This is a genomic window from Sphingopyxis sp., from assembly GCF_019459305.1.
Lineage (GTDB): Bacteria > Pseudomonadota > Alphaproteobacteria > Sphingomonadales > Sphingomonadaceae > Sphingopyxis.
This window is the reverse complement of record NZ_JAIBES010000125.1, coordinates 22,123-36,854: the sequence shown is the minus strand read 5'-3', so window position 1 is coordinate 36,854 and position 14,732 is coordinate 22,123. Positions and strand designations below refer to the sequence as shown.

Here is a 14,732-nt window from a genome sequence, read left to right as displayed (position 1 = left end):
TAACCGGCGCGCACGATGACCGAGTCCGCTCCCCCCACCACGCCGCGCGCGATGGTCATATTGCTCGCGGGCGGTCAGGGCAGCCGGGCCGGTTTTGCCGTACCCAAGCAGCTGGCAACGCTGGGCGGCAAGCCGGTGCTGCGCTGGAGCCTCAACGCCTTTGCCGCCCACCCGGCGATTGCTGGCGGGGTGCTGGTGGCCAATGATGACGTCATGGCGGCGCTCGGACCGCTGCCAGATGGTTGGATTTCTGCCAATCCCGGGGCCGAACGGCAGCAATCGGTAACCAACGCGCTGATAGCGCTGGCCGACCGCGACGACGCCGTGCCGGTCCTGGTTCACGACGCCGCGCGGCCGGGGGTGACGATCGAAGTCATCGACCGACTGCTCGCCGCACTGAACGTTGCCAAAGCTGTTATCCCCACCCTGCCCGTCCCCGATACGCTGGTCGTGCAAACTGGGGGTGCCGCGGGCGAGGTCGTCGACCGGACCGCGCTGGCACGTGTCCAGACTCCCCAAGCGTTCCGAATTGGAACATTGCGCCGCGCCCACGCCGGCGCGACCGACGCAACCGCAACCGACGATGCGCAACTCGTCCGCCGCTCGGGCGTGGCGGTGGCATCGGTGCCGGGCGACGCGCGGCTCCACAAACTGACTTATGCCGAAGATATGGCGATCCTGAACGGCTTGCTGGGGATCGAGACAATGACACGCACCACGGTCGGCATGGGCTATGATGTTCACCGCCTCGTTGCCGACAAACCGCTCTGGATCGGCGGCATAGAAATCTCGCATAGTCATGGACTTGAAGGCCACAGCGATGCTGACGTCGGGCTTCATGCGCTGACCGATGCGATCCTCGGCGCGCTGGGCGATGGCGATATCGGCGACCATTTCCCGCCCAGCGACCCGCAATGGCGCGGCGCCGCATCGCATCGCTTCCTGGAATTTGCCGCAAACCGCGTAGTCGAACGCGGCGGTCGGATCGACCATGTGGACCTGACGATCATTGCCGAGGTGCCGAAAATCGGCCCGCACCGCAGCGCGATGCGCGCCCGGATCGCTGAAATCCTTGCGATTCCGCTCGACCGGGTTAGTGTGAAGGCTACAACGACAGAGCGGCTAGGGTTCACCGGTCGCCGCGAGGGGATCGCTGCGCAGGCTGTCGCGACTTTGCAACTTCCGGAGAATTGACCGTGCTGCCTGACGATGAAACGCGGTTTGCCGTGCGCAATACGCTGGCGACCAGCGTGCTCGCCAACAATCGCGCCGCGGGTCGCAAGATCGCGGTCGCCGAAAGCTGCACTGGCGGCATGGTCAGCGCCGCGCTGACCGACATCGCGGGCAGTTCTGACGTGTTCTCGGCGGGGTTCATCACTTATTCGGGCCATGCAAAGCAAAGCCAGCTCGACGTCAGCAGCGAAATCCTTGAAACCTTTGGCGAAGTGTCGCTGGCCACGGCGTGGGCGATGGCCACCGGCGCGCTTGCCAACAGCGACGCCGATATCGCGGTCGCGATCACCGGTATCGCCGGCCCCGGCGGCGGATCGGAGAAAAAGCCAGTCGGGCTGGTCGTGTTCGCACGCGCCTTGCGCGGCCAAAATTCGGACGATTATTTCACCCAACGGGTGCAATTCGAAGGCGGCGATCGCGCCGCGATCCGCCATCACGCCACGCTGTTCGCGCTCGACCTGCTTCAGCCCGAAAGGGACGAACTGCGGCCCTCGGAAGACATCGCCCTCCCCGCACCGTAAAGATCGTCGGCGCGCGTTTCGAACGCCGCGATCATCTTGCGCAGCGCCTTGTCGAACATCTGTCCGGCAAGCGCTTCAAACATCCGGCTGCGGAAGGCGAAGTCGACCATGAAATCGACGCAGCAGCCGCCGCCTTCTACCGGCGCAAATTGCCATTCATTGCTCAGGTGGCGCATCGGGCCGTCGATATAGCTGACGGTCACGGCGCGCGGGCGGTCCTTGTGAACTCGGCAGGAAAAGCTTTCGCGCAGCCCTTTGAAGCCGACGATCATGTCGGCGACCGCTTCATGTTCGCTATCGCTGCGGATCCGCAGCGCGATGACCCAAGGCAGGAATTCGGGATAACGCTCGATGTCCGTGACGAGCGCGAACATCTGCTCGTCACTATAGGGCAGGACGCGGGTTTCGTGGTGCCTTGGCAAGTGCGGGGTCAGCCGGCGTTGGCGCGCGCCAACTGCGCCTCGCGCGCCGCGCGCATCCGTTCGAAATCGTCGCCAGCGTGATAGCTCGAGCGCGTCAGCGGCGACGAAGCGACTTGCAAGAAACCTTTGGCGCGCGCGATTTGCGCATAGGCGTCGAACGCCTGTGGCGTCACGAAGTCGATCACCTTGGCATGCTTCGGCGTCGGTTGCAGATACTGACCCATCGTCATGAAATCGATGTCGGCGCTGCGCATATCGTCCATCACCTGATGCACTTCCATCCTCTGCTCGCCAAGCCCGAGCATGATCCCCGATTTGGTGAAGATCGACGGATCGCGGCGCTTGACGCTTTCGAGCAGGCGCAGCGACGCATAATAGCGCGCACCGGGGCGGATGGTCGGATAGAGCCGCGGCACCGTTTCGAGATTGTGATTATAGACGTCGGGGCGCGCATCGACGATCGCTGCAATCGCGCTTTCGGGCTTGTTGCGGAAATCGGGAGTCAGGATTTCGATCGTCGTCTGCGGCGTCTCGCGGCGCAGCGCGTTGATCACCTTGACGAACTGGCTCGCGCCGCCGTCGGGCAGGTCATCGCGGTCGACCGAAGTGATGACGATATGGCTGAGCCCCATCTTCGCCGCTGCAATAGCGGTATGTTCGGGCTCGAGCAGGTCGACCGCGCGCGGCATGCCGGTCTTCACGTTGCAAAAGGCGCAGGCGCGGGTGCAGGTGTCGCCGAGGATCATCACCGTCGCGTGCTTCTTGGTCCAGCATTCGCCGATGTTCGGACACGCCGCCTCTTCGCACACGGTGTTGAGGTTCAATTCGCGCATCAGCTTGCGCGTTTCGGCATAGCCGGGGCTGGTTGGCGCCTTGACGCGAATCCAGTCGGGCTTGCGGGTGCGCTGGCTGGGCGTCGAAGCGGGCTGTGCGGGAGCGTTCATTTCGCCCACATAGTCGCGCACGCGCCTCTTCTCAACCTCCCTAGCTATGCTAAGGCGCGTGCATGACTCACTTTGCAGAAATGATCGACGGTTATCGTCGTTTCCGTAACGGCGGCTGGCAAGAACAGCGCGAGCGTTGGGAGGGACTGGCCGAGGGCCAGGCGCCCAAGGTGATGGTGATCGCCTGCTCCGACAGCCGCGTCGAACCGTCGCAGATTTTCGACACAAACCCCGGCGAAATCTTTGTCGTCCGCAACGTCGCGGCGCTGGTGCCCCCGTTCGAAACGACCCCGGGCCGCCACGGCGTGTCGGCGGCGCTCGAATTCGCGGTCCAGTTCCTGCGGGTCGAGGAAATCGTCGTGATGGGGCATGGCCTGTGCGGCGGCTGTCACGCCGCCCTGCACCGCTCGATGGCCGGCGCCGAGCCAGGTCGCGGCGGCTTTATCGCCGATTGGATCGCGATGCTAGACGACGCCAGCGAACAAGTGCGGCGCGATCATGCTGACATCGACAACCGCGACGCTGGTCGCGCGATGGAAATGGCGGCCGTGCGCGTCAGCATCGACAATCTGCGCACCTTTCCGTGCATCCAGGAAAAGGAGCGGCGCGGAACGCTGCGGCTGCGCGGCGCCTTTTTCGCAATCAGCGACGGCGTGCTGCACCTATTGGACGAAGCGATGGGAGAGTTTGAACCCGCCGCCTGAACAGGAGACGCGATATGAGCAAGAATGCGATGTGGCTGACCCTGATTTTTGTGGCGGCGGTGGTAGGCGCATTTTTGGGGCCGTCGTTGGCCAGCATCCTGTCGCCGGGAACCTTGCTCATCCTGGCAGTGCTGCTGATCGGCGGTATCGTTATCTTTTGTTTCTGGGCGCTTTCGAGCAACAAAAGCGGCGCCAAGGCCGATACGGCGGCGATCGCCGACGCGCGCACGATGCAGGCGCCGGCGGGCAAGGCACGCATCTATGTGACGCGCCGCGGCTTCGTCGCCGCGCTGCAAGGCATGAACGTGACGCTCGACGGCAAGGGACAAGGCCAGATCAAGTCGGGCCAGATGCTGATGGCCGATGTTGAACCGGGGCAACATCGCCTGCATATTGCAGCCGCCAAGGCCAAGCTGGCGCATCCTGCCGAATTTGACATCGATGTCGGCGCGGGCGGGATCGTCGTGATCGGCGCGATGATCGAAATGGGCGCCTTGAAAGGCAGCATCAAGATGGAACGCCTCGACGCTGCCAAGGCGCGCGAAGATGTTCACGCCACCAAATTGTTATTGTGGGAAGTGCCGCCGGCCTGATTCGTGGCAGGTCAGAGTTTGGCGGTAACGAACCCCGTAGCGGGCCAATCGGTGTCGCCGATCCGCGCCACCTCCAGCTTGGCGAACTCGACCGGCGGCATGCCAGGCCCGACATAGCTGCCGACCTCGGTCCTTTTGCCGTCGGCGATTGTCGCCACATATTTGATCGTCGCCCCGTTCGGGACCCCATGCAGCTTCGCTAGTTTTGCAATCGCGGCCTTTTGTTCGGCGACAACGGCGGGATCGGTCCGCATCTGGGCCTCAACAGGTAGCACGGCGGCTGACAGCAAGGCAGCGGCAACAAGAGCAATTCGCATGATGCTCCTCCCCAATTGTGTTGCTGGCATAACACAGCACGAAGCGAAGGAAAATACGCGTCGACGCGATGGATCAGGGAATCGCGTAGGTCACATTCGCCTGCCCGACCGGCTTGTCAGGATCATCGGTCCATATCCGCACGTCCATCACCGCGAGCCGTTTCCCGAGGCGCAACATATGGGCGTCGGCGAACAGCGGCCCCGGGCGGCATGGGCGAAGAAACTGGTAATTGAGCGCGCTCGTCACCGCCATCGCCACGGGGCCGATATGCGCGAGGACCAGCGCATAGGCCGCCATATCGGCGAAGCCCATCTGCGTCGGGCCGGAGATCAGCCCACCGGGACGCAAAGCGTTTTCTTTCGGGTCCATCCGCGCCTGGATATGCCCGGGTACCGCCGATACGACAGTGCCGCTAGAGCCGAGCACCGAGTGGGGGAAGGCTTCAGCCATGAAAGCGTTGAGCGCGTCCGCATCCAAACGGATCGCGCTCGACGTAATCGGAACCGCCTCCCCCGCCATCAGGTCAACGCGTCAGCTTCTTGTATGATGTCGCATGCGGACGCGTCGCATCGTCGCCGAGGCGGCGGATCTTGTCCTCTTCATAAGATTCGAAATTGCCTTCGAACCATTCGACATGACTGTCGCCCTCGAACGCCAGGATATGCGTCGCGAGGCGATCGAGGAAGAAGCGGTCATGGCTGATGACCACGGCGCAGCCCGCGAAATTTTCGAGCGCTTCTTCGAGCGCCGCCAGCGTTTCAGTGTCGAGATCGTTGGTCGGTTCGTCGAGCAGCAAGACGTTGCCGCCCTGTTTCAGCATCTTTGCCATATGGACGCGGTTGCGTTCACCGCCCGACAGCTGGCCTACCTTTTTCTGCTGGTCGACGCCCTTGAAGTTGAAAGCACCGACATAGGCGCGCGTCTGCATCTCGTGCTTGCCGATGTTCATCATCTCGGCGCCGCCCGAGATTTCCTGCCAGACATTATTGTCGGGCTTTAGGTCATCGCGGCTCTGATCGACGAAGCCGAGGTGGACGGTGTCGCCAATCACGACCTTGCCGCTGTCGGGGGTTTCCTGACCGGTGATCAGCTTGAACAAGGTCGACTTACCTGCACCGTTGGGGCCGATCACCCCGACGATGCCGCCCGGCGGCAGCGAGAAGGACAGGTCTTCAAAGAGCAGCTTGTCGCCGTAGGCCTTCGAGATATTCTCGACCTCGATGACCTTGCCGCCGAGGCGCTGCGGCACCTGGATGACGATCTGCGCTTTGCCGGGGATGCGCTTTTCCTGCGCCTCGACCAGTTGATCAAAGCTCTTAATTCGCGCTTTCGATTTTGCCTGACGCGCCTTGGGACTCTGTCGGATCCACTCAAGCTCGTCCTTGATCGCTTTCTGGCGACCCGCGTCCTCGCGCGATTCCTGCTCGAGGCGCTTGCCCTTCTTTTCCAGATAGGTCGAATAATTGCCCTCATAGACAAAATAGCGACCGCGATCGAGTTCGAGGATCCAGTTCACGACATTGTCGAGGAAATAGCGATCGTGGGTGACGAGGATGACGTTGCCCGGATAATCAACGAGATGCTTTTCGAGCCACGCTACGCTTTCGGCGTCGAGGTGGTTGGTCGGTTCGTCAAGCAGTAGGATCGACGGCTTTTCAAGCAGCAGGCGGGTGAGCGCGATGCGGCGTTTTTCGCCGCCCGACAGGCTCTGGACACCCATATCGCCCGGCGGGCAGCGCAAGGCTTCCATTGCGATCTCTAGCTGGTTGTCGAGCGTCCAGCCGTCGACCGCATCGATCTTTTCCTGCAGCGTCCCCATTTCCTCCATCAGCGCGTCGAAATCGGCGTCGGCGGGCGGGTCAGCCATCAGCGTGCTGATCTCGTTGAAGCGGTCCATCATGTCGGCGACGCCGCGGACGCCGTCCATGACATTTTCCTTAACCGTTTTGGTCGGGTCGAGCTCGGGTTCCTGCGCCAGATAGCCGACGGTGATCCCATCACCCGCCCAGGCTTCGCCGGTGAATTCGGTGTCGATGCCCGCCATGATCTTCATCAGCGTCGATTTACCGGTACCATTCGGGCCGACGATGCCGATCTTGGCATCGGGGTAGAATTGCAGGCTCAGATCCTTAAGCGTCGGCTTTTGCGCGCCGGGATAGGTCTTGTTCAGACCCTTCATCACGAAACTATATTGGGCGGCCATGGAATGCTCCGGATTTGGACTGGGTCGCGCGCGCGACCGAAAGAGAATGAATCGTGGGCCGGTTAGCGAATGGGGGCGAACTTGGCAATCGACGCCTCTCGCTCGCTGCTGCGCCAGTCGGTTCCAATCTGTCAAAGACGATCATCAAAGTCATGTGACGCGACCAAAAGCAAAATTCTGCGATTCTTGTCGATAGCGTATCGACCGATTTGTTGCGCAGGAATGACAGTTTTCCGCCAGCGCGGGACATCTCAATTATTTTTGTTGACGATCCATACGGAACGGCTAAATCCCGCCGCTCGCGGGACGGGAAGTTTCCCCATCGCGGTAAGGCATTTTAGGGAGCCCACACATCATGAAGAAATTTGCTGCTATCGCTGCTGCTGCCAGCATGTTCGCCCTCACCGCTTGCGGTGAAAAGGCTGCTGAAGAAGCCACCACGGAAGCCCCGGCCGCTGAAGCTGTTGCTGAAGAAGGCGCTGACGCCGCTGCTGCTGGCGCCGACGCCGCTGCTGCTGGTGCCGAAGCTGCTGCCGCTGGTGCCGAAGCTGCTGCTCCGGCCGACGCTGCTGCCACCGCTGCTGCTCCGGCTGACGCCGCTGCTGCTCCGGCCGCTCCGGCTGAAGAAGCTAAGTAAGTCACAGCCCTTCGGGGCGTTGACTGAAACGAGAAACGGGCGGTCTTCCTTCGGGAAGGCCGCCTTTTTCTTTGCCTTTTGCACTGGCGGGATAGACTTGCGCCATTCCCCTGTCTAAGGCGCCCCCAGTAGTCGGGGAGTAGCGCAGCCCGGTAGCGCGCCTGCTTTGGGAGCAGGATGTCGCAGGTTCGAATCCTGTCTCCCCGACCACTGTCTTCCCAGATTATCGCAGCCGCGTTTAAGCGGCGGACGTCGCGATCAGCCGCGCATAGAAATCGATCATGCGTCTGAAGCTATCGATCGTCATATGTTCATTGGTGCCATGGATCATCGCAGTTTCCTTGAGCGAGAAATGCATCGGCATGAATCGGTACACATCCTCTGAAATCGGCACCATGCTGCGGCTATCGGTCGCACCCACCACCAGGAAGGGCGCAACGACCGCATCGGGGGCGTCGGTACGCGCCGCGGCAACAACATATTTCCAGCCTTGCGAACTCGTCGATGAAATGCGCGATGGATCGTTCGGCGGTTTGACCCAGCTGAACTCCACCGGTGCGTCGCCCACCGCCGCCTTGGCCCGCGCCATGACGTCAGCCGACGTGTTCCACGGCGCGATGCGATAGTTGATCAGCGCGAACGCCGATTGTGGCAGGACATTCTCCTTCGGGCTTCCCTCCAGCATCGTCGGGGCGATGGTGGTGTGGAACGCCGCCGCCGAGGACGGCGAAGCACCAAGCTGACGTTTCAGCACGGGGGCGAACAGCCATTGGTTGGCCACCGCCATCTTGGTCGTGCCGCCCTTGTGCGCGGCAAGCGATTCGACCATCGCCGCACCCGGTCCGCGCATTTCCATCGGAAAGGGATTTTCGATGATCGCCAGCACCGCGCTCGCCAGCGTCGTCACCGCAGTTTCAGCCGGCGGCATCGAGCTGTGCCCCCCGGAGGCGTTGGCCGTGACCTTCAGCGTCGCATAGCCCTTTTCGGCCACCCCGATCAGGATCGCGGGGCCGTTGATGATCGGGGTGTCGCGCAGGACCACGCTACCCTCGTCAAGGGTAAACAGGGCGCGCACCCCCTCGGATTTCAATTTTGCCGCGGCCGCGGCGGCGCCCGATCCGCCGACCTCTTCGTCATGCCCGGAGACGAGATAAATCCCTCTCTTTGGCTGGAAGCCCTGCCCCGCGAGCGCTTCCAAAGCTTCGAACAAGCCGACAAGCGATCCCTTATCGTCAACGGTGCCGCGGCCCCAGACAGCCTGTTCGGCGATGGTCCCGGCGAAGGGGGGATATTTCCAGTCGCCCTCGGTCCCTTCAGTGACCGGTACGACGTCCTGATGCGCCATGACGATGATGGGTGCCAGCGAAGCGTCGCTGCCCGTCCAGTGATAGATCAGCGTTCGGTTCGGCAGGATGGTGCGCGTCATCGCGCGGTGGGTGGCTGGATAGGTCGCCGCAAGCCAGCCGTGCAAGCGGTCCCATTCGGCGACGTCGTCGTCGGCCGGGTCCTGATGCGAGATGGTGCGGATCTGCGCCGCCGCGCTCAGGTTCGCGACCGCGGTACTGAGATTATAAGGGGGAGCCGCGGCCAACCGGATATCGGTGCCATCGGCGATGTCCGTGGGCTTAAAGCTTGCCGTGCGCAGCGCAACCGTTCCCGCCACGATGGCAATGACAGCCAGCCCGCCCAACAACATCGTCCGCCGCTTTCCCATATCCCTCTCCTGCTTTCGGAGCAGTGGACTGTGATCGGTTTCGATTTGCAAGGAAAATGGTGGGCCCGGCAGGACTCGAACCCGCAACCTAGCCGTTATGAGCGGCCAGCTCTAACCATTGAGCTACAGGCCCCCGTAGGGAAATGCGGCGATAGCGGAGGGCGCGGCGCGTTGGCAAGTGCCAAGGCTCAGGCGGGCGCCTTGCGCTCTGCCATCGTCAGGATCTGGGCCGCCGTGGTCGGCTCGACCCCGCGCTGCGCCAGATGGTTCAGCACCACATCCCACCAACGATAGAAAAGGTCGAGATCGGCCTGCGTGCGCACGTAGGGCGTATTGCCGGGCTGAAGCGACGGCGAATGGAAAGAGAAGTTAAGGACGGGCAGGCGCAGATCGACGGCGAGGTCGATCGCTTTGCAGGCGCGTTCGGCCGGGATCCCTTCAGGCGTCAGCGCGATCCGCTCGACCATGCCAAGCCGCGCTAGCGCCGCGCCGACGTGCGTGCCGTTGCGTGCCAGGCAGTGATAGATATGCCGCCCCGCGCAGCCGAGCAGGCCGCCGAACACGGTCGTCACCGGCATCTCCAGTACAGCCCCTGCCTTCGTACGGATCCACCATGGATGCAGGGAGGCGCTGCGATAGTCGGGGCCGTGACCGGCGCGATAATCGAAGCCCGAACGTACCGACGTATCGCAGCGGAAGCCGAGTTCGACGAGAATCGTAGCGGTATCGGCGCCAAGCCCATAACGCCCGGCGCGATAGACAATCGGCGTCATGGCGAAGCGCGCGCTGATCGCGTCCCGCAGCGCCGTCATCTTTGCGCGTTGCAGATCGGGTGGCAGGTTGCCCGTGTAGCTGTTGCGCGCGCTGACGTCTTCGTCGTGCGGTGGCGTGACCCATGGGTGAAGCTGCGCCCCGATCTCGCAGTCGCCGCGCGTCTGTGCTGCGCCGAGAATTTCAACCGCACGATCGTCAGCGACAATTGGCCAATCGACCAGATAGATCGGCCTCACGTCCGCGCGTTCGAAATAGCCCTGACAGTCGGCGAGCGCGGGGACTGACGCGAGGCCGTAACCGGTACGCGCAAAGGGCGCCGTCCAGTCGAAATCCTCTTCAGTGTCGATCGTGACCCAGAAGCGTGGTCGCTCGTCCGCTGCAAGTTCCACCAGGTCGGATCGCGCCGGATCCGCAAAGAAATTCCCCGCAGGCTGCACCACGCTTCCCTTCGCTCCCGCAGCCACCGTGGCTATTCGCCTTGCTGGGCCTCCAGCCCGGCTTCGGCCCTCGAGTTGGCTGAGCGCAGGTGCAAGGTCAAGGCGTTATGCCCGATGTCGAGCCGTCCACCCGCCGCGCGGGCAAGGCTGTCGACGAGGCGCAATGAAAAGCCGAGACTGAGCACCGCAGCCCCCGGCGCTTCGCCCTCGGGGCTGAAGCCGGGGTCGAGAAGGTCAGATGCGGTGGCGAAACGAATCGTCGCGGGACGAACGATCCGCAGTTGAAGCATGTCGTCGTGCGGCGATTCGGTGACGAGCTGTCCAACAAGAATTGCCCCCGTTTCGGATACATCTATCAGCGCGGTCAGCAAGCGGCCGACCATGCGCCGCGCGTTGGCGTCGTTGGCCAGCCCCAGAAACGGCCCGCCAACGCGCGAGATGCTGAGATCGACGCGCTGTTCGGACAACAAGGAGGCAAGATCGCTTTCAACCTGCGTCACGACCGCGCCCATATCGACGATTTCACCCGGCGACGGATCAATTGCAGAGATGGCGTTACTCCTCGCTGCGGTTTCCAGGTCATCGATGATCGTTTGTACCGATAGCGCGTCGGCAACGATCGTGTCGGCCATAGTGCGATAGCTTTGACTGACCGGGCCGAACATCTGCCCGGCGACGATCTGCGCAAAGCCCGAAATCGCATTGAGCGGGCTGCGCAGTTCGTGGATCAGCTGGCGAATCGAATCGCCCGAATCCGCGGCGACGGGCCGACCATAGGGCGTCTCGCTACGGTTTGGACGGCGCGCACTGCCGCGATAACCGCGAAACTGCCCCGTCGCAGGATCGAACCACGGCAGCGCCGAAATACGCCACTCACCGGCGTCGGCTGGGGTTCCTTCCAGCATCATGCGCGCATTGAGGATTTCTGCCCGCTGGCGAAAAGCGCCTGCGGCGACCCCATCGGTGCCGGGTTCGCCGCCAAACGCCGCCTCCGCGATCGACAGGCCGATCACGGCGCCGCGCGTGACGCCGTCGACCCATTGAATGACGCCGTCGGGTCCGGTCTCGAACAGAAACGCCGATCGCTGTTGGTGCGCCGCCGCAGCCGCAGGCGTGGCAGGCTGGCCACGGGTCGCCTGATATTTGTCGATCCGGCGAACAAGTTCGCTGATCTGGCTGGTGCCGTTTTCAATCGCGGCATCGGGCGCCGCGTGAAACGACACGACGGACGCCGGGGCCGCTTCGGCCGCCACGGCAGGCTGTGGTAAAGCGACAGACGCGCTGCCAAGGCTGGCCAGCGCGCGATATATCCCATGCGGCAGGTCCGTCCGCCCCGCCAGCACTGATCGTGCCATTGCGCTGGTCACGGGTAGCATCGCCAGCCAGTCCGCCTCCGACAGTTGCGCGCTGCGTAGCATGATCGCCGCAACCGCAGGAACGTCATTGGCATAGAGTGCGACCAGCGGCGCAAATCGGCCATGTTTGGCAATCGCCCGCGCGCAATCGCGGCGCACCGCTTCGGGAACACGGGGTCGCAAAACCGCTAGCGCATGCAGACTACGACGAATATCGTCGTCACCCAGTTGATTGCCGCGCTGAGCCAGAATATCGGAAAGCTGGCGCCACGCCGCGATACTGGCGCGTCGCTCCGTAGGCGCCTGACGCAGGATGGTCGCGATCATCGAGTCAGCAGTCACGCGAAGCCAGCCCCACACCTTCTATCGTTGGTTATCGTAAGATTACCGGCTAGCGTGAATCGTTCGGTCATGAAAGTGCCTTCACCGGCCACGTCACATTGTGGGACAATTGCAATCGGCTGAAATAATATTATGGTCATCGCAGTTTTGGAAAGCGGATGTTTCAACGATGGCGAGTCAGAAATTCGATCAGATCGACCTCCAGATATTGGGCGAGCTACAAAAAAATGGCCGAATGACGAATGTGGAACTGGCGCAAATGGTCGGCCTCACCGCTCCGCCCTGCCTGCGCCGCGTGCGCGCGCTGGAGGAATCGGGGGTCATCCGATCCTATCACGCCGACCTCGACGCAGCGAAGCTGGGCTATGGCATTACCGTCTTTGCAATGGTCAGTCTGCGCAGTCAGGCTGAAGCGGATTTGAAAGCGTTCGAAGATTATGTCGGCGGCCTGGCCGAAGTGCGTGAATGCTACATGTTGAACGGAGAGATCGATTTCCTGCTCAAGGTTGTCGCGCGCGACCTGCAGAGCTTCCAGTCATTTCTGACGGCCCATCTAACATCAGCGCCCAATGTGACAAGCGTCAAGACATCGTTGACGATCCGCACCGCCAAGCAGCTTGCGGGAATCCCGGTCGAAACCTGATCACCGCCAAACGGCGGCGAGTTAAAAGGGCGCCCTTCTCAGTTGAAGGGCGCCCTTTTAATACGATTTGGAGGGCAGAGCCTTCAGCCGACGGGAGCGGGTGCCGGGGCCGAAGCAGGGGTCGCGCCCGCCTTGGCGCGAACCGTCCACAGCTGCGCCAAACGCTGACGGTTACCCTGAACCTTGGCAAAGCTGGCGACGGCGGCATCGGTTTGTCCCGCCAGCGCCTGCGCTACGCCCAGACGATATTGAATCACCGGATCGGTAGGATTGGCCGCCAGCGCTGCTTCATAAAGCGGGATTGCCTTGACCGCGTTACCGGCGCCGACCAGCGCATCGGCAGTAGCACGCGCCGCCTTGGGATTGCTTAGCGTGGCGGGCTTGGAGGCATCTGCGGCGACTGCCGCCGCATCGCTCGCCGCGCGCGGCGTCTGCGATTCCAGGATGCCGCCAAAATGCGTATCTGTTTTGGGTATCGCGCCGCTATTCTGGCCATGCTTGATCAGCGCCACGACTTCGCTGGGATAGCCAGCCTCGGTCGCCAAGCCAGCATATTCAAGATATTCGGGACGCTGCGTCATCGAATTGGTGGCGCGCATCAGGCGCAGAATATCAAGGTTCAGTTCCTTGTCGCCGCCCGACTGCTGCAGCAGAATGTACAGCGTGTTGCGCCATGTCGCCGGGGTCGGATAATCCTGCACGCGCATGGTCAACACATCAAGCATCTCGTTGGTCCGGTTGGCTTTTTGGAACGCCTGCGCAGGACGGACGAATAATTCTTCCGACGGCTTGGTACCCGCAGCGCGAGCCGCGGTGATCCCGGCCTGGGCGATCTCCCAGCCCTTGTCGACCTGCCCCGCATTCAGGTAACTGTCCATCAACATTGGCGCGAGCGCAGCTTCGGTTGAGCCGGCAGCCTTTGCGGCCTCGAGCCGCTGGATTGCCTTCTGGTAATTTTTCGCGCCATAGGCGAAGTTGCCCGAGTAGAAATTGTAGACACCGATATTCTCAGCCGGGGTCAGACCCGACTCGATCATCACATCGAGCCCCTGTCCCTGCAGCGCCTGATCCTTGTTCAGAATGCCCAGCTGCAACTGATAGAAGCCGATCAGATACTTGTCATCAGGGGTCGTCGCACTCGACTGGCCCTCGCTCAGTGCCGCCTGCAAGGTCGCGGCGTCTTTCGCGGTCGTGGCATCAGTCATTTTTTTCAGCGCCGGCGCGAACCCTTTGCTCGCGGTCAGGCCCTTGCCCTTGGCTGCTTCTTCCTTCTTCGGCTTTTCTTTTTTCTGCGCGGCGGCCGGGGTGGCGGTCGTCATCAGCGCGCAGCCCAGCACAGCGGCCATGGCCGTTACGGGCATCGAGCGGAAACGGGTGAACATCGAAATCTCTCCTCAGAATCGGCCGGCTAGCCTAAAGAAAACTGGCAACGCAAACAGGGTTCCGGCGCGCGTTCATAACGCGGCTAAACCCGTCGCGTTGCCAAGGCAAGACGGCCCGTTGCGATAATTATTGGAAGCAAGCGGCTGAACGGGGATTGAACCCCGATCGCGGCTCAGGCGAGGTCGTCGATCGCCGCGTTGATCTGGCGCAGCACCAGCGGATCGCCCGGCGCACCCGCCATGGCCTGCTCGGCAAGATCGATCAGCGAAATGATGCCAAAGGTCGCCGAAAGCCCTTTAAGGCGCAGGGCGGCAACCTCCCAATTGGCGTCGCAGCGGGCGCGGCGCATCAGGTCGGCCAGGTCGCGCGCGCTGCCGGTAAAGACCGTTCGCAGGTCCAGCGCAATCGCCGGATCGTCGCCGATCGCGGCGCTCAGGTAACGGTCAAGAGGGCCACTATCGAATGACATTCCACAGGCTTGGCAGGCCGTGGTTAAGTTTCCGTTTCAA

Annotated in this window: 16 protein-coding genes and 2 tRNA genes; 7 read left to right on the top strand and 11 right to left on the bottom strand. The window is 62.5% G+C overall.

Going from position 1 to position 14,732, the window contains the following annotated elements:
• The first annotated feature begins 15 nt into the window (after window positions 1-15).
• Together K0M74_RS14535 and K0M74_RS14530 are read left to right on the top strand one after the other, a co-directional pair.
• Entirely contained in the window at window positions 16-1,194 is a 1,179-nt protein-coding gene (locus K0M74_RS14535) for a bifunctional 2-C-methyl-D-erythritol 4-phosphate cytidylyltransferase/2-C-methyl-D-erythritol 2,4-cyclodiphosphate synthase (RefSeq protein WP_293973854.1), read from the top strand.
• A gap of 2 nt (window positions 1,195-1,196) precedes the next feature.
• Window positions 1,197-1,754, top strand: a complete 558-nt coding sequence (locus tag K0M74_RS14530) for a CinA family protein (protein ID WP_293973905.1) — start codon at window positions 1,197-1,199, stop codon at window positions 1,752-1,754.
• Here K0M74_RS14530 and K0M74_RS14525 read toward each other — a convergent pair.
• Window positions 1,697-2,176, bottom strand: coding sequence for a type II toxin-antitoxin system RatA family toxin (locus K0M74_RS14525; RefSeq protein WP_293973851.1), 480 nt, complete (start codon window positions 2,174-2,176; stop codon window positions 1,697-1,699). The two genes, K0M74_RS14530 and K0M74_RS14525, sit on opposite strands and share 58 nt — an antisense overlap.
• An 8-nt stretch (window positions 2,177-2,184) precedes the next feature.
• A complete protein-coding gene (gene lipA / locus K0M74_RS14520) occupies window positions 2,185-3,120 on the bottom strand; it encodes a lipoyl synthase (protein ID WP_293973848.1) in 936 nt (311 codons plus the stop codon).
• A 62-nt stretch (window positions 3,121-3,182) separates the two neighbouring features.
• On the opposite strand from lipA, the gene K0M74_RS14515 reads away from it, so the two are divergent.
• Window positions 3,183-3,824, top strand: a complete 642-nt coding sequence (locus K0M74_RS14515) for a carbonic anhydrase (protein ID WP_293973845.1) — start codon at window positions 3,183-3,185, stop codon at window positions 3,822-3,824.
• A gap of 14 nt (window positions 3,825-3,838) precedes the next feature.
• Entirely contained in the window at window positions 3,839-4,417 is a 579-nt protein-coding gene (locus K0M74_RS14510) for a hypothetical protein (RefSeq protein ID WP_293973842.1), read from the top strand.
• A gap of 11 nt (window positions 4,418-4,428) precedes the next feature.
• On the opposite strand, the gene K0M74_RS14505 is transcribed toward K0M74_RS14510, so the two are convergent.
• The 3 genes from K0M74_RS14505 to ettA all read right to left on the bottom strand — a co-directional run bounded on the left by K0M74_RS14505 (window position 4,429) and on the right by ettA (window position 6,938).
• Window positions 4,429-4,734 (bottom strand): hypothetical protein, encoded by a 306-nt coding sequence (locus K0M74_RS14505; RefSeq protein ID WP_293973839.1) that lies wholly within the window; start codon window positions 4,732-4,734, stop codon window positions 4,429-4,431.
• A 73-nt stretch (window positions 4,735-4,807) separates the two neighbouring features.
• Window positions 4,808-5,254, bottom strand: a complete 447-nt coding sequence (locus K0M74_RS14500; RefSeq protein WP_293973836.1) for a PaaI family thioesterase — start codon at window positions 5,252-5,254, stop codon at window positions 4,808-4,810.
• Window positions 5,255-5,258: 4 nt separating this feature from the next.
• Window positions 5,259-6,938, bottom strand: a complete 1,680-nt coding sequence (ettA, locus tag K0M74_RS14495; protein ID WP_293973833.1) for an energy-dependent translational throttle protein EttA — start codon at window positions 6,936-6,938, stop codon at window positions 5,259-5,261.
• A 413-nt stretch (window positions 6,939-7,351) separates the two neighbouring features.
• Here ettA and K0M74_RS14490 point away from each other — a divergent pair, with 413 nt between their 5' ends.
• Together K0M74_RS14490 and K0M74_RS14485 are read left to right on the top strand one after the other, a co-directional pair.
• Window positions 7,352-7,693 (top strand): hypothetical protein, encoded by a 342-nt coding sequence (locus tag K0M74_RS14490; protein WP_293973830.1) that lies wholly within the window; start codon window positions 7,352-7,354, stop codon window positions 7,691-7,693.
• Window positions 7,694-7,708: 15 nt separating this feature from the next.
• Window positions 7,709-7,785: transfer RNA gene (locus K0M74_RS14485), tRNA-Pro, on the top strand.
• Window positions 7,786-7,813: 28 nt separating this feature from the next.
• Here the strand turns inward: K0M74_RS14485 and K0M74_RS14480 are convergent.
• The 4 genes from K0M74_RS14480 to K0M74_RS14465 form a co-directional block, all read right to left on the bottom strand.
• Entirely contained in the window at window positions 7,814-9,289 is a 1,476-nt protein-coding gene (locus K0M74_RS14480; protein WP_293973828.1) for a M20 family peptidase, read from the bottom strand.
• A 57-nt stretch (window positions 9,290-9,346) separates the two neighbouring features.
• Window positions 9,347-9,422: transfer RNA gene (locus K0M74_RS14475), tRNA-Ile, on the bottom strand.
• Window positions 9,423-9,477: 55 nt separating this feature from the next.
• Window positions 9,478-10,527 carry a polysaccharide deacetylase family protein gene (locus K0M74_RS14470; RefSeq protein WP_293973826.1) on the bottom strand — a complete coding sequence of 350 codons (1,050 nt, stop codon included), beginning with the start codon at window positions 10,525-10,527 and terminating at the stop codon, window positions 9,478-9,480.
• A 5-nt stretch (window positions 10,528-10,532) separates the two neighbouring features.
• Window positions 10,533-12,197 (bottom strand): histidine kinase dimerization/phospho-acceptor domain-containing protein, encoded by a 1,665-nt coding sequence (locus K0M74_RS14465; protein WP_293973824.1) that lies wholly within the window; start codon window positions 12,195-12,197, stop codon window positions 10,533-10,535.
• Window positions 12,198-12,366: 169 nt separating this feature from the next.
• Here K0M74_RS14465 and K0M74_RS14460 point away from each other — a divergent pair, with 169 nt between their 5' ends.
• Window positions 12,367-12,840, top strand: a complete 474-nt coding sequence (locus K0M74_RS14460) for an Lrp/AsnC family transcriptional regulator (RefSeq protein ID WP_293973821.1) — start codon at window positions 12,367-12,369, stop codon at window positions 12,838-12,840.
• Window positions 12,841-12,923: 83 nt separating this feature from the next.
• Here K0M74_RS14460 and K0M74_RS14455 read toward each other — a convergent pair whose 3' ends face one another.
• Both K0M74_RS14455 and K0M74_RS14450 read right to left on the bottom strand, forming a co-directional pair.
• The gene (locus K0M74_RS14455; protein WP_293973818.1) at window positions 12,924-14,222 is read right to left on the bottom strand and encodes a tetratricopeptide repeat protein; all 1,299 of its coding nucleotides are present in this window, start codon (window positions 14,220-14,222) and stop codon (window positions 12,924-12,926) included.
• A gap of 173 nt (window positions 14,223-14,395) precedes the next feature.
• The gene (locus tag K0M74_RS14450; RefSeq protein ID WP_293973815.1) at window positions 14,396-14,692 is read right to left on the bottom strand and encodes an Hpt domain-containing protein; all 297 of its coding nucleotides are present in this window, start codon (window positions 14,690-14,692) and stop codon (window positions 14,396-14,398) included.
• Window positions 14,693-14,732: the final 40 nt, after the last annotated feature.

Coding starts and splice junctions, on each gene's coding strand:
- K0M74_RS14450 (WP_293973815.1), bottom strand. CDS start 14,692: ATGTCATTCGATAGTGGCCCTCTTGACCGTTACCTGAGCGCCGCGATC.
- K0M74_RS14505 (WP_293973839.1), bottom strand. CDS start 4,734: ATGCGAATTGCTCTTGTTGCCGCTGCCTTGCTGTCAGCCGCCGTGCTA.
- K0M74_RS14500 (WP_293973836.1), bottom strand. CDS start 5,254: ATGGCGGGGGAGGCGGTTCCGATTACGTCGAGCGCGATCCGTTTGGAT.
- K0M74_RS14510 (WP_293973842.1), top strand. CDS start 3,839: ATGAGCAAGAATGCGATGTGGCTGACCCTGATTTTTGTGGCGGCGGTG.
- ettA (WP_293973833.1), bottom strand. CDS start 6,938: ATGGCCGCCCAATATAGTTTCGTGATGAAGGGTCTGAACAAGACCTAT.
- K0M74_RS14460 (WP_293973821.1), top strand. CDS start 12,367: ATGGCGAGTCAGAAATTCGATCAGATCGACCTCCAGATATTGGGCGAG.
- K0M74_RS14515 (WP_293973845.1), top strand. CDS start 3,183: ATGACTCACTTTGCAGAAATGATCGACGGTTATCGTCGTTTCCGTAAC.
- K0M74_RS14535 (WP_293973854.1), top strand. CDS start 16: ATGACCGAGTCCGCTCCCCCCACCACGCCGCGCGCGATGGTCATATTG.
- K0M74_RS14455 (WP_293973818.1), bottom strand. CDS start 14,222: ATGTTCACCCGTTTCCGCTCGATGCCCGTAACGGCCATGGCCGCTGTG.
- lipA (WP_293973848.1), bottom strand. CDS start 3,120: ATGAACGCTCCCGCACAGCCCGCTTCGACGCCCAGCCAGCGCACCCGC.
- K0M74_RS14480 (WP_293973828.1), bottom strand. CDS start 9,289: ATGGGAAAGCGGCGGACGATGTTGTTGGGCGGGCTGGCTGTCATTGCC.